At 52.2% G+C, this 13779-nt stretch carries 15 protein-coding genes; 5 read left to right on the plus strand and 10 right to left on the minus strand.

Annotated elements, in window-relative coordinates; translation table 11 throughout:
• Nucleotides 1–127: 127 nt before the first annotated feature.
• Complete coding sequence (mdtJ, locus tag M975_RS06510) at nt 128–505, plus strand: multidrug/spermidine efflux SMR transporter subunit MdtJ (protein ID WP_167350532.1); 378 nt, start codon at nt 128–130, stop codon at nt 503–505.
• Nucleotides 492–821, plus strand: coding sequence for a multidrug/spermidine efflux SMR transporter subunit MdtI (gene mdtI / locus M975_RS06515; RefSeq protein WP_064558032.1), 330 nt, complete (start codon nt 492–494; stop codon nt 819–821). The genes mdtJ and mdtI overlap by 14 nt, the downstream gene beginning before the upstream one ends.
• Before the next feature lie 35 nt (nt 822–856).
• Here the strand turns inward: mdtI and M975_RS06520 are convergent, their stop codons facing one another.
• From M975_RS06520 to M975_RS06535, 5 genes are all read right to left on the minus strand, one after another.
• On the minus strand, nt 857–1660 hold the full coding sequence (locus M975_RS06520; RefSeq protein ID WP_064558033.1) for a trypsin-like serine peptidase: 804 nt from the start codon (nt 1658–1660) through the stop codon (nt 857–859).
• Between the two features lie 97 nt (nt 1661–1757).
• The gene (gene ydgU / locus M975_RS23630) at nt 1758–1841 is read right to left on the minus strand and encodes a small membrane protein YdgU (RefSeq protein WP_472297464.1); all 84 of its coding nucleotides are present in this window, start codon (nt 1839–1841) and stop codon (nt 1758–1760) included.
• A 106-nt stretch (nt 1842–1947) separates the two neighbouring features.
• Nucleotides 1948–2268 (minus strand): acid resistance repetitive basic protein Asr, encoded by a 321-nt coding sequence (asr, locus tag M975_RS06525; RefSeq protein WP_064558034.1) that lies wholly within the window; start codon nt 2266–2268, stop codon nt 1948–1950.
• 265 nt (nt 2269–2533) lie between these two features.
• Nucleotides 2534–4018 (minus strand): carboxypeptidase M32, encoded by a 1485-nt coding sequence (locus M975_RS06530; RefSeq protein WP_064558035.1) that lies wholly within the window; start codon nt 4016–4018, stop codon nt 2534–2536.
• Nucleotides 4019–4090: 72 nt separating this feature from the next.
• Nucleotides 4091–5341 carry an MFS transporter gene (locus M975_RS06535; RefSeq protein ID WP_064558036.1) on the minus strand — a complete coding sequence of 417 codons (1251 nt, stop codon included), beginning with the start codon at nt 5339–5341 and terminating at the stop codon, nt 4091–4093.
• Nucleotides 5342–5441: 100 nt separating this feature from the next.
• On the opposite strand from M975_RS06535, the gene M975_RS06540 reads away from it, so the two are divergent.
• From M975_RS06540 to bioD, 3 genes are all read left to right on the plus strand, one after another.
• Nucleotides 5442–6350, plus strand: coding sequence for a LysR family transcriptional regulator (locus M975_RS06540; RefSeq protein WP_064558037.1), 909 nt, complete (start codon nt 5442–5444; stop codon nt 6348–6350).
• A 117-nt stretch (nt 6351–6467) separates the two neighbouring features.
• On the plus strand, nt 6468–7685 hold the full coding sequence (gene mlc, locus M975_RS06545) for a sugar metabolism global transcriptional regulator Mlc (protein ID WP_064558038.1): 1218 nt from the start codon (nt 6468–6470) through the stop codon (nt 7683–7685).
• Between the two features lie 182 nt (nt 7686–7867).
• Nucleotides 7868–8563 (plus strand): dethiobiotin synthase, encoded by a 696-nt coding sequence (gene bioD / locus M975_RS06550; protein ID WP_064558039.1) that lies wholly within the window; start codon nt 7868–7870, stop codon nt 8561–8563.
• On the opposite strand, the gene clcB is transcribed toward bioD, so the two are convergent.
• The 5 genes from clcB to osmY form a co-directional block, all read right to left on the minus strand.
• Complete coding sequence (gene clcB / locus M975_RS06555; RefSeq protein ID WP_064558040.1) at nt 8516–9811, minus strand: voltage-gated ClC-type chloride channel ClcB; 1296 nt, start codon at nt 9809–9811, stop codon at nt 8516–8518. The genes bioD and clcB overlap by 48 nt on opposite strands.
• Nucleotides 9812–10010: 199 nt before the next feature.
• A complete protein-coding gene (gene osmV, locus M975_RS06560) occupies nt 10011–11156 on the minus strand; it encodes an osmoprotectant ABC transporter ATP-binding protein OsmV (RefSeq protein ID WP_064558041.1) in 1146 nt (381 codons plus the stop codon).
• Nucleotides 11156–11803: an osmoprotectant ABC transporter permease OsmW gene (gene osmW / locus M975_RS06565; RefSeq protein WP_064558042.1), complete on the minus strand. Its 648-nt coding sequence runs from the start codon at nt 11801–11803 to the stop codon at nt 11156–11158. Before osmW ends, osmV begins: the two co-directional genes overlap by 1 nt.
• 9 nt (nt 11804–11812) lie before the next feature.
• Entirely contained in the window at nt 11813–12715 is a 903-nt protein-coding gene (osmX, locus tag M975_RS06570) for an osmoprotectant ABC transporter substrate-binding protein OsmX (RefSeq protein WP_064558043.1), read from the minus strand.
• 19 nt (nt 12716–12734) lie between these two features.
• Nucleotides 12735–13451 carry an osmoprotectant ABC transporter permease OsmY gene (osmY, locus tag M975_RS06575; RefSeq protein ID WP_064558044.1) on the minus strand — a complete coding sequence of 239 codons (717 nt, stop codon included), beginning with the start codon at nt 13449–13451 and terminating at the stop codon, nt 12735–12737.
• Nucleotides 13452–13779: the final 328 nt, after the last annotated feature.

Below are 13779 nucleotides of genomic sequence, written 5' to 3' on the forward strand. Positions count from 1 at the left end.
GACGAGGTTGCTGCCTTGCTGGAACTCGAATTGTTTTGGGGAAAGAAGCTTATTTTTTATTCGACTTGCGCGCTTTATTTAGCATGTCACAAGTTTTAGCACGGCTATTTTCTCTATCAGGAGAGGAATCATGATCTATTGGATATTATTAGCACTGGCTATTATTGCAGAAATCACTGGCACATTATCCATGAAATGGTCCAGTGTTAGCGATGATAATCTCGGCTATATTTTTATGCTGCTGATGATCACCTTGTCTTATATTTTACTGTCGTTTTCGATTAAAAAAATCGCCCTTGGCGTCGCCTATGCGATGTGGGAAGGGATAGGTATTTTATTTATTACCGTATTCAGTGTCCTGCTGTTTGACGAGTCAATATCACTACTAAAAATAATTGGCTTGACCACGCTGGTGGTGGGGATCGCGTTGATTAAATCCGGTACTGCTACCCGTAAACCACGAACGGATAAACCCGCCAGGGAGGGCGAACATGCTGTCATTTGAATGGGTTCACGCTCTGTGGTTGCTGGTGGCGATTGTGCTGGAAATTGTGGCCAATATTTTCCTGAAACACTCCGACGGGTTCCGGCGCTTTGGCTATGGCGTGTTGTCGCTGTGTGCAGTGCTTGCCGCCTTTAGCGCACTGGCGCAGGCGGTAAAAGGGATTGAGCTTTCCGTTGCCTATGCTTTGTGGGGTGGGTTTGGGATTATCGCTACCGTGGCGGCAGGCTGGATATTGTTCGGCCAACGGCTTAACCGCAAAGGCTGGGTAGGGTTGGTTTTATTGTTGATCGGTATGGTGATAATCAAACTGGCATAAAAGAAAACCGCCTGGTGCAAGCCCAGGCGGTGGAATTACTGGTTAGCTAAAGTTTGTAGCTGGTCACGAAAACCGGTAACGGAAATCGCGCGGTTATCGGCCCGGTAGCGGTCTTTGGCTGCGGGAGCCGAACTCTGAACACCAATCAACTGCCAGGCATTATCAACCTTCAGCATTAACGGCGAACCGCTGTCGCCAGGCAGCGTATCGCACTGGTGCGACAATACCGTTTTCTGTGCCCAGCCAGTAATCAGGCAATCGTTATGGGTGTAGAGATCATCCAGATGATCTTCCGGATAACCCGACTGCGTGACTTTACGATTCTGATTTTTGAGCGCTTCGGTGAGCGCATCGCGGTCGCCTTCAAACAACGGCAATGGCGTAATACCCGACGGCGGGTTGTGTAACACAATCAGGCCAAAATCATGCGGTGCGGCATTTGCCGGCACAATCCAACCATCGCCATCAGGCTTTAACCGACGACCAAGCGATGATTCAACCCGGCCTTCGATGTCATGAATTTCGTAGCGCCACTTGCCTTTGTTCGACACAAAACGTAATGCGATAGCTTTATCAGGTGTGCCGCGTGGCGGTTGCAGTAAACAGTGCCCGGCGGTCAACGCCAGATGCGGGGAGATTAAAGTCGCGGTGCATAAATTGCCACTGGCTGTTTCGAGCTGGCCGATAGCATCCCACGGTGGGCTTGATGGGTCGGTGACACGCATGCGGTCATCCTTGCCAAAGAACAGTGTTTTGACATTCGCAGCGCTTTCATCAGCGTGAGAAAGGGCAGGTAACAAACAAAGTACACCTAACAGCAATACAACTTTTTTGCGCATATCACTCTCTATGGGGCGATTAATTATGATTGTTAAATAAACCCAATGAATGGTCTAACTATAGACGGGTCGCACAAAAAGTGGGAGTGAAAAGTCATTAAAGCCAGAAGCTTAGCGTAACAATGCCGCAAAGAATAAGCAGCGTGAGGATGATTTCAAAACTATAGCGTCGCAACATCATCCAGACTCCGGAAGTAAACACCCGGCGAACCGGGTGTTTTTTAACCGACAACGTGAAGTATGCAGGTTAATAGTGTGGCTATGCTTTCGGGGTTGCCCCGATAAACTTACGCAGCTGGCTGAGTTGCAGGTTTTGCTGCTTCAGTTTTAGCGGTAGGTTTTTTGTGATGTTTTTTAGCAGCCTGGGCTTTCTGTGCAGCTGGTTTTGCAGCTTCAGTTTTCTTCACTTCTTTTTTGTGTTTTTTAGCTGCTTGAGCTTTCTGCTCGGTGGCTGCTTTTTTGTGTTTCTTGTGATGAGTGGTTTTTGCAGCTGGTGCGTGAGCAGTTGCTGTTGCAGCAGGAGCTGGAGTCGCAGTAGTTTCAGCAGCGAAAGCAGCAGAAGACAGACCCATTGCAGCGGCAACAACCAGAGCTAATACTTTATTCATCTCGACATCCTCGAATTTGCTTATATTTGAACCCCACTGCGGGGCCGTTGAGATGAACTATAAACTTGTGGATCAATGCGTTCAGTGAGTGATTGGTTTCGGCGTGTAACGGTTTGTACACGCCGGGGAATTTCTGACGAAATGCCTTCGTAGGTTGGATTAGCGCAGCGACATCCGACATAACCTGCGTCAATGGTGGATGTGGCTAACGCTAATCCCCCCTACAAAACCCGAATTATTTAGGGCGCGGACGGGGGGAGGAAGATTAAAGGTAACGCGCTTCTAAATGTTTGCGGAAATACAACGGGTTAAGATCTTCCCCGGTTGCATTGGTAATCAACTCTGAAGTGGTGAAACGGCTGCCGTGTTGCCAGATATTCTGACGTAGCCAGTTGAACAGCGCGGTGAAGTTTCCTTCTGCAATATCGCTTTCGAGTTGTGGCAGTGCGAGTTTTGCCGCATTGAACAGTTGCGCGGCATACATCGCACCCAGCGTGTACGACGGGAAGTAACCGAAAGCGCCGTCCGTCCAGTGAATATCCTGCATACAACCGTTACGGAAGTTATCTTTGGTGGAAAGACCCAGCCAGTGCTGCATTTTTTCATCCCACAGTGCAGGAATATCTTCCACTTCGATTTCACCATCAATCAGCGCACGTTCGATCTCGTAACGTAAAACCACGTGGGCCGGATAGCTGACTTCATCCGCATCAACACGAATAAAACCACGCTCGACGCGCTGGTTAACAGCAATAAAGTTTGCCGTTTCAAACGCGGGTTGCTTGCCGAAGCGAGCAGTGACCATCGGCAGCAGCAGTTTGAGAAACTCTTTGCTTCGCCCTAATTGCATCTCAAAGAACAGACTTTGTGATTCATGAATCGCGGTGGAACGCGCCAGCGCAACAGGTTGGCCGAGCCATTCACGTGGCAGGTTTTGCTCGTAACGTGCATGGCCCGTTTCGTGGATAACGCCAAACAGGGCGCTCACCAGGTCTGTTTCATCGTAACGTGTGGTGATGCGGACATCTTCCGGCACGCCGCCGCAGAACGGATGCGCACTGACATCCAGTCGCCCACTGTTAAAATCAAAGCCCAGCAGCTTCATGGTTTCGAGGCCTAGCTCGCGCTGATCGTGGGTGGCAAAGGGGCCAACCGGCGCAATGACGGACTCTTTTGCTTGTTTATCGACAACCTGTTGCAGCAACTCAGGCAGCCAGGTGCGCAAATCGCCGAACAGCACGTCGAGTTTGGCGCTGGACATGCCAGGTTCATAAATGTCCAACAACGCATCGTAAGGGGATTTACCCTTTGCTTCGGCGCGCAGTTTCGCCTCTTCACGGCTAACACGAACCACCTCTTTTAAATTGGCGGAAAAACCCTGCCAGTCATTGGCGGGGCGTTGCGTGCGCCAGCCATGTTCACAGCGTGTTCCAACCAGCGATTTTTCTTCTACCAGTGATGCCGGCAAAAGAATCGCTTCTTGATACTGGCGCGTCATTTCGCGCAGGTTAGCGCGCTCAACATCATTTAAATCTTCCTGAACCGCCGCCTGTAATAGCGTGGCGATTTTTTTATCCGTCAGGATTTGGTGCTGCAAAACACTCAGCTCAGCCAGGGCTTCACCGCGTGCGGTACTGCCGTTGGGTGGCATATTGGTGAACATATCCCAGCCAGCGATAGCTGAGAGATGCCCAAAACGTGAAAGACGCTGGAAGGTGCGGGTGAGGTGATTGTAGTTTTGCTTTTCCATAGGGCCTCATAAGAGATGGTTTACGCAGCGAAAATAGCAAAAAGCTATCCCGAAAACGAGGCCGTGACAGGGTTATTGTGCGCGATGATGCAAACGCGTTCCCACCAGTAATGAAATGACCAAAAGTGAGCCAATAAAACTCGCGACTCCCGTCCAGCCAAACTGATGCCAGAAAACACCGCCGAGCGTCCCGGCAAGGCTCGAACCTAGATAATAGCTGAACAAATAGAGTGACGAGGCCTGCCCTTTGGCGCGTTTTGCGCGTGGACCAATCCAGCCGCTTGCGACAGAGTGCGCGGCGAAGAACCCGGCAGAAAACAGCAGCATGCCGATGAATATAATCGGCAGTGGTGAAAAGACGGTTAACACCACGCCTGACAGCATCACGGCGGTGGAAAATACCATCACCGGGCCGCGGCCAAATTTTGCGGTCATCGCCCCGGCTTTGGGCGAACTCCAGGTGCCGGTTAAATAGGCAACCGATAAAAGCCCAACAACCGCCTGGCTTAAATACCATGGCCCTTGCATCAGGCGATAGCCGATGTAGTTAAACAGGGTAACGAATGCCCCCATCAGCAAAAAACCCTGCGCAAATAATAGCGGCAGCCCCTGGTCACGCCAGTGCAGGCGGAAGTTAATAAATAAGGTTTTTGGCCGCAGCGAGGAAGGGCGGAAATGTTTTGATGCCGGCAGTATCTTCCAGAACATTAACGCTGATGCCAGAGCAAAACAGCCAATAGCCGCAACGGCAATACGCCAGTTAAAGAAGTCGGTCAGCACACCGCTGAGCAGGCGGCCACTCATGCCACCAATTGAATTTCCACTGATATAAAGACCCATCGAAAATGCCACCACGCTGGGGTGGATTTCTTCACTCAGGTAGGTCATGCCCACGGCGGCAACGCCGCTTAGCGAAAGCCCGATTAAGGCGCGCATCACCAGAATGCCGTGCCAACTGGTCATCATCGTGGAGAGTAAGGTGCAGGTTGAAGCGAGCAGAAGTGCCGTCACCATCACCGGTTTGCGGCCAATAGCATCGGACAGTGGCCCGGTAAACAGCAACCCAATCGCCAGCATCGCGGTAGAAATAGATAACGAAATACTGCTGCTGGCAGGTGATACACCAAATTCATGAGACAGAACCGGCAATATTGGCTGCACGCAATATAGCAGCGCGAAGGTGGCTAATCCTGCAGAAAACAGCGCCAGAGTGACGCGCATAAACTGAGGTGAACCACGTTTGATATAGCTTGTCGGCTGGGGGAAACATCTGTCGTCAACATCTTCTGCCGGGGCGGTGTTGACGAGGGTTGTACGGCTCAAAATGGGTCCTTAATGCGCAGGTTGTACTCTTCTTTTTAGAGTAGAAAATCGTGATTGTTCTGTCTAATATATTAATAATCTCAATTGATATGTTTAAAGTATGAATATTGAATTACGCCACCTGCGCTATTTTATCGCCGTTGCTGAAGAGCTGCATTTTGGCCGTGCTGCGGCGCGGTTGCGCATTTCGCAGCCGCCGTTAAGCCAGCAAATTCAAATCCTGGAACAACAAATTGGTGCGCGTTTACTGGCGAGAACCAACCGCAGCGTGAGCCTGACGGCGGCCGGAAGCCAGTTTTTGCTCGATGCGCGGCAGATTTTAAGCCAGGTTGAAACAGCGGCCGGGCGTGCGGCGCGGCTGCACCAGGGGGAAACTGGTGAGTTGCGTATCGGCTTCACATCGTCAGCTCCGTTTATCAAAGCAGTCTCTGATAGCTTGTCGACTTTTCGCCGCAGCTACCCCAATGTTCATCTTCAGATGCGTGAAATTAACACCCGCGAGCAAATAGCCCCGTTAAATGACGGCGAGTTAGAACTCGGTTTAATGCGCAACACGCGTCTTCCCGACACACTTGCCTGGAGTCTGGTGTTGCGCGAGCCATTAATGGCGATGGTGCATCGCGACCACCCATTAGCTGAACGCTCATCAATTTCCCTGCAACAACTCGCGCATGAGCCGTTTGTCTTTTTTGACCCACACGTGGGTACCGGGCTGTATGAGGATATTCTCGGCCTGCTGCAACGCCACGGAATTTCACCCTACATTACTCAGGAAGTGGGTGAGGCGATGACGATTATCGGGCTGGTGTCTGCCGGGTTAGGTGTGTCGATACTCCCGGCGTCATTTAAACGCGTTCGTCTGTCCGAGGTGGTGTGGTTGTCGATAGAGGAGCCGGAAGCGCAATCGGAAATGTGGTTGGTGTGGCCAAAGCATCGTGAGCTTTCTGCGGCCGCACTTCGGATCTCAGCCTTGCTTACCGCGTCAATAAGCGCGGTAAAAGGTGTGTAAAACGGCGGAATATGTGCGGTAAATCACAACCATGGGTAAATATTTGACTCATTCACTTGAAGTGTTTCACCATAGCCCAAAGTTTATTTCGAAGCGCGAAAATAAAGGGAGTCGCAAGTGGTTGCTGATAGCCAACCGGGCCATATTGATCAAATCAAGCAAACTAACGCGGGCGTCGTTTATCGCTTGATTGATACCCATGGGCCGGTGTCGCGCATCGATCTTTCTCGCCTGGCGCAACTCGCGCCGGCCAGTATCACGAAAATTGTTCGTGAAATGATTGAAGCCCATCTGGTACAGGAAACAGAAATTCAGGATCCGGGCAGCCGGGGGCGTCCTGCTGTGGGCCTGATGCTGGAAACCGAAGCATGGCATTATTTATCTGTGCGTATCAACCGTGGGGAAATCTCACTCGGTCTGCACGATTTGAGCAGCAAACTGATTGTTGAAGATACCGTTTTGCTCGCCGTCGAGGATTCACAACCGCTTATCGAGCGGATCATCGCGCAGATTGACCAGTTCTTTATTCGCCATCAGCAAAAGCTCGAACGCCTGACGGCCATCGCAATCACCATGCCTGGCATTATCGACACCAAGCGCGGTATCGTCCACCGCATGCCGTTTTACGATGTTTGTGAAATGCCGCTAGGTGAGATTCTGGAAAATTACACCGGTGTTCCGGTTTACATTCAGCATGACATCAGTGCCTGGACGATGGCGGAAGGGTTGTTTGGTGCCTCAAAAGGCGCGCGTGATGTCATTCAGGTAGTGATTGATAATAACGTTGGGGCGGGGGTGATTACCGATGGTCGCCTGCTCCATGCGGGCAGCAGCAGCCTGGTTGAAATCGGCCATACGCAGGTCGACCCTTACGGAAAACGCTGTTACTGCGGTAACCACGGTTGCCTGGAAACGATAGCCAGCATCGACAGTGTGCTGGAACTGGCACAGCTGCGGATGAGCCAGTCAATGGGTTCAATGCTGCATGAACAGCCGCTAACCGTTGAATCACTCTGTGATGCCGCGTTAAGCGGTGACCTATTGGCGAAAGATATTATTCTGGGCGTCGGCACCAATGTGGGTCGAATTCTGGCGATCATGGTCAATTTGTTCCATCCACAAAAAATCCTGATTGGTTCGCCGCTAAACCGAGCCGCAGATATCCTGCATCCGGCGATTACCAGTTGCATCCGTCAACAGGCGTTACCGGCTTATAGCGAGCATATGATTGTCGAAAGTACTCAGTATAATCACCGTGGAACCATGGCGGGGGCGGCGCTGGTAAAAGACGCAATGTATAACGGTTCGTTATTAATTCGCTTGCTGCAAGGGTAATGATATTCGTTGATCCACTAAAAATTGCGCTATCTCAAGCTGGTTGGATCACTATTCTTTTAGAATTTCTCTCCTGAATTATTCATTTTCAAATCACTGTCCCCCTAAATAATTCGCGTTGCAGGTGCGTTAGCTGCAACCCGGAGTATGACGGGGAATGAAGCATACCTTGGGAGTTAGTCATGCTTACGCGTTTCTTTATAACGGGTACCGATACGGCAGTCGGGAAGACTGTAGTGTCTCGCGCCTTGTTGCAGGCTCTTGCGGCCAGTGGCAAAAGTGTCGTCGGCTATAAGCCGGTAGCCAAAGGCAGTAAAGAGACGCCAGAGGGCCTGCGCAACAAAGATGCGTTAGTTCTGCAAAGTGTTTCCACGGTTGCACTGCCATACGAAGCCATCAACCCTATTGCGCTTAGCGAAGAAGAAAGCAGTGTCAGTCACAACTGCCAGATTAACTATTCGCTGCTGTCTGACGGCTTGCAACGCCTGACCGGGCAGGTTGACCACGTTATTGTCGAAGGCACGGGCGGATGGCGCAGCCTGATGAACGACTTACGCCCGCTATCCGAATGGGTAGTGCAGGAGCAACTGCCGGTATTGATGGTTGTCGGTATTCAGGAAGGCTGTATCAACCATGCCTTACTCACGGCTCAGGCGATTGCCAACGACGGTTTACCGCTGATTGGCTGGGTGGCAAACCGCATCAATCCAGGGCTTGCGCACTACGCAGAAATTATCGATGTACTCAGTAAAAAACTGCCGGCTCCGCTGGTTGGTGAACTGCCTTATTTGCCACGCGCGGAACAGCGAGATCTGACAAATTACATCGATTTATCCCGTCTTGGCAGCGCTTTGACGATAGACCGTTTGCGGGCGTAACCAGCGCGAAAGAGCTGAAGCAATCACGCACGCAATCAGTAAGCCGGGGAGCAATGTAAACTCCCCGGTCATTTCACAGACCATCAGCGTCGACATAATCGGTGCATGTGTGGTGGCTGCCAGCAGTGTTGCCATCCCGGTTAGTGCCATCAAAATCGCAATGTTATCGCCGCTCCACGCCCATAACCCACACCATTGACCCACCACCATTCCCAGCGCTGCCCCGACAAATAAAGTTGGCGTAAATACGCCACCAGGTGCGCCAGAGCCACTGCTCGCCAGCACAGCCGCCAGTTTGTACACCAGGATCCCCGCTGCAAAAAGCAACGCCGGAGGCTGCGAAAGAAACGACTGCACCACGCTGTAACCATTGCCCCACACCAAAGGCGTGATAAGCGAAAGCAGCCCAACCAGTAAACCCCCTAGCGCGAGCTGCAAGGGTGGCAGCAGGTTCAGACGCTGGAACATTTTGCTGCTTTGCGACATCAACCAGAGAAACAACGGCCCGGCCACTCCGGCGAGTAAACCGAAGAATGCCATCAGTAAATATTGACCGGGCTGCGGGGCGCTTAACGCGCGAACGGTATACAGCAGTGCTTGTTCATCATTGAGCAAATGCGTGGTCAGCAAAGCGATCACGGCGGCGATCACGACCGGGCCGAGCGAGGCGAGCATCAGCGTGCCAAACAGAATTTCAGCGATAAACAAACTGCCCGCCAGTGGGGCATGATAGGCGCTCGCCATCCCGGCGGCGGCTCCGCAGGCGACCCACAGTTTCCATTCATTGGAATGTGAGAAGCGCTGCGCGAATACCGAGGCAAAGACGGTAGCCAGCAGAACCATTGCCCCTTCACGGCCAATGGCGCTGCCGCTTGCCACGACAATGAGCGAGGCGACAGATTTGACCAGGCTTGCCGAGACATCAAGCCGCCCGTCACCGGTTTCAATCGCTTCCATATAATCAGTGGGTGCGGCAGGGCGCTGGCGCGTGGCGCGTTGCCAGCCCCAAAGTAAGGTGCCTGCAAGCAGGCCGCCAAGTGCCGGTGTCAGCAGGCGTCGCCACTCCGGTAACGCCGCGGCAGCAGCAACCAGACTTCCGCTGTGATCACCTAAGAATAGGCCTTCAAGAAAATACATCGACTGGCGAAACAACCAGACAACCAGCGCGGAGGCGATGCCTATCCAGACGGCGAAAACGAGCCGTCGAAGCATGCCTTTCATGTCTGGGAAGTGGTTTAAACGATGCATAAATACCCTTCATACTTCAAATTGCAGATGCGTTGACTGCACCCGATCGCCCCAGTTACATAGTGTACTATGCTCCTGGGGGCTTTCGGCTTTGTCGCCTTCCTGCAATTCGAATTATTTTGGGTATTCAGGCATTCTTAAAAGGTAATTTTAGGGTGGATACGCGTTAGCGTCATCCACCATTGTGAAGTGTACCGGGTTACGGCTGGTAAATATTCAGTGCCCGGCGGGTACGGCCTGAACTGAGGTAATCCGCGATATAATCTTGCGAAATCTCACCGCTATAGCGCCCATCTTCGTCCGTGATAGGCATCCATACCATATTGTGTTCGTAGAGTTTCGACAGCACGATACGCAGGTTATCTTCCGCACGCCCGGTCACGCGGAACGGGTGCAGCAAATCTGCACACGAACCTGTGGCTCCACGGGCTTCGCGGCGTTTCACAAACCCCAATGGTTTTCCGTCACCGTCCACCACCGTAATTGAGCGCATATCGTTGTCGTCCATGGTGCCGAATGCTTCCGGTAACGGCGTTGACGCACGTGCGGTGATGGTCGGCTGCTGGTCTGTCACGTCACCGGCCTGCACCAGAAGCAGGCGTTTTAGCGTGCGGTCCTGGCCGACAAACGAGCCAACAAATTCATTAGCCGGTTTAGCCAGCAGCTCATCGGGGCTGGCGCACTGCACGATTTTCCCCTGGCGGAACACGGCGATACGGTCGCCCAGCTTCAGGGCTTCGTCGATATCGTGACTGACCAGCATCACAGTCTTCTTCAACTGGCGCTGCATTTCCAGGAACTCGTTCTGGATAACTTCACGGTTGATAGGGTCGACCGCACCAAAAGGTTCATCCATCAGCAGCACCGGAGGATCCGCCGCCAGCGCGCGGATCACGCCGATACGCTGCTGCTGGCCGCCAGACATTTCACGCGGGTAGCGGTTCAGGAAACGGTTCGGGTCGAGTGCCACCATGCTCATTAATTCGCTGGCACGCTCTTTACAGCGTGCTTTGTCCCAACCCAACATGCGCGGCACGACGGTGATGTTTTCTTCAATCGTCATGTTCGGGAACAGGCCGATTTGCTGGATAACATAGCCAATATTGCGGCGCAGCGTCACGGTATCCAGCTCGTTGGTATTTTTACCGTTAATCAGGATGTTGCCGCCGGTTGGGGCAATCAGGCGGTTGATCATTTTCAGCGTAGTGGTTTTACCGCAGCCGGAAGGGCCGAGCAGTACACACATTTCGCCTTCAGGCACATTGAGGCTGACGTTATCAACCGCGTTAAAGGTTTGGCCGTTCTTTTGAACGAACTGTTTTGTGAGATTTTCCAGTTTAATCATTATCGAATCCCCTTAGGAGTCAGCACCAATTGCAGACGGTGCAATAACCAATCAAGCACAATAGCCAATACACAAATCATGACAGCACCAGCAATCAACATACGGATGTCGCTGCTGCCGATACCGTTAAGCAATAACAGGCCCAAACCGCCCGCACCGATCACCGCAGCAATCGCCATCACACCAATATTCATCACCACGGCGGTACGAATGCCGCCAAAAATGACCGGCAGGGCCATCGGGATTTCTACCCAACGCAGGCGTTGCCAGAATGTCATGCCGATACCACGTCCGGCTTCACGCAGGCCCGGAGGCAAGCTGTCGAGTGCGGTGTGCGTGTTGCGGACAATCGGCAAGAGTGAGTACAGGAAAACGGCGGTAATGGCGGGTAGCACGCCAATCCCTTGACCGACCATCGAAAACAGCGGAATCATCAGGCCAAACAGCGCAATAGAAGGAATGGTCAACACGATGGTGGCGATACCGAGTACCGGCGTCGCAAGCCATTTGTGGCGCACGATTAAAATGCCCAACGGCACGCCAATCACAATCGCCAGGCCAACAGCCATCAGGACTAACCAAAGGTGTTGTAGCGTCAGGCCACCAAGATAGCCTGCGTTATCAATCATATAATGCAACGTTTCCATGATGCCTCCTTAGAGCAAGCCTTTCTGTTGCAGGAATTCACGAGCAACCTGCTGCGGGGTTTCATGGTCGATATCCACTTTGGCATTCAGGGTGGATATCACGTCGTTGTTCAGCGTGCCGGAGAGGGTATCAAGTGCTTCCTCAAGACCCGGATTTGCCGCCAGCGTGTCTTTGCGTACCACGGGTGTGACGGCATAACTTGGGAAGAAGCCTTTATCATCTTCCAGAACTTTCAGATCGAAACCTTTCACGCGGCCATCGGTGGTGTAAATCAACCCGGCATCGACAAAGCCATCGCGCACTGCGTTATAAACCAGGCCCGGGTCCATCTGGCGAATTTGCGGTCTGTCGAGCGGCATGTTGTAGGCCTGCTGCAAGGGTTTCATGCCATCGCTGCGCCCGGCGAACTCCAGATCAAGCCCAAGCATCCAGTTGTTTTTCGGCGTGGTCTGGCGGATTTTTTCAATCTTCGCCACCAGTTCCGACATTGTATTGATGTTCTCTTCTTCCGCCCGTTTACGCTGCATCGCGAAGGCGTAGGTGTTGTTCATATCCGCGGGTTTCAGCCACACCAGCCCCAGTTTTGCATCCAGTTTTTTAACCGTCTCCCAGGATTCTTGCGGCGTCATACGCTTGTTGATGTGGTTAAAAATAATCAGTGACGTGCCGGTATATTCCCAGGTCATATCCACCTGTTTGTTGATCATCGCATTACGAGAAATCACGGTGGCAATATTGGTTTGCGGCGTGACCTGAAAGCCTTTTTTAGTTAAATACTGGGTCGTCATAGCGGAAAGAATATGCTGTTCGGTAAAGCTCTTGGTCGCCAGGACGATAGGGGCCGCTTTTGCGGTGCCAGCCAGCAATACCGTTGCGGCAAGTGCAGCAACCAGCGGTTTAATGGGTTTCATACAACGCTCCTTATTGTTGTTATTTCGCGGTGTGCGGACTTAAAACGCGGCCCAGACCGGCGAGTGCGACATCAAGAATCAGGGCAAACAGTGCTGTGGCGGCTGCACCCAAAATTAGCGTCGGGAAATCGTTGAGATAAATACCGGGGAAAATCAGTTCGCCGTAGCTGCTGGCACCAATCAGGAAGGCCAGCGGTGCGGTACCGACGTTAATTGCGGTCGCAATACGTATACCCGAAAGAATGACCGGCCAGGCATTGGGAAACTCAACCTGACGCAAGCGTTGCCATTTTGTCATGCCAATCCCATTGGCGGCTTCGATAAGCGATGACGGAACGCCGCATAAACCGGAGTAGGTGTTACGCACAATCGGCAGCAGGGAAGCGAGGAACAGCGCAATAATCGCCGGTTTGTCACCGATACCGATAACCACCATGGCGAGTGCCAGTACCGCCAGCGGCGGCAATGTATTCCCGACGTTAAATATCTGCATCACATACTCAGCCCAGCGGCGAGCCGCAGGGCGGCTTAGCAAGACTCCACTCGGAATACCGACCAGCAGCGCCAGTGCCATAGAACTAAACACCAGAATTAAATGCTGTTGCCCGAGATAGAGTAAATCGACCTTACGCGCTTTTATGGTTTCCGGGCCAATCCCCCAAACCAGCAAGCCGACCACAGCGATCAGCGCAATAGCACCTAAAAAAGTGCGTTTTACGATGGAAGTATTTTGCATTGCAGTGTGTCTCCCTGGGTGCACGTGTTATAGCAACCTTGAGGTCGCCTGTTGTTATGCCTTGTGTCGGCAGGGTGTTTTGACCTATAGCAACGTGACGGGAATGATTCCAGTTTATGTGGAAATGAGCAGGCTTATGATTTGCAGGGGAATATAACGTTTGGCCTTGTGCCGCCTCGCTTAAACGAGAAGGTAAAGAATTGTCTTAAAAGTGGGGGAGTGAAGTTACGGTGTAACTTTTATTGCGAAGCTAAGTGTTGGATGTCGCTGCGCTAATCCGACTTATGAGCGCTGTTTTTGTTAGGTGGATGTCGCCTGCGGCTAATCC

Source organism: Buttiauxella brennerae ATCC 51605 (assembly GCF_001654925.1).
Lineage (GTDB): Bacteria > Pseudomonadota > Gammaproteobacteria > Enterobacterales > Enterobacteriaceae > Buttiauxella > Buttiauxella brennerae.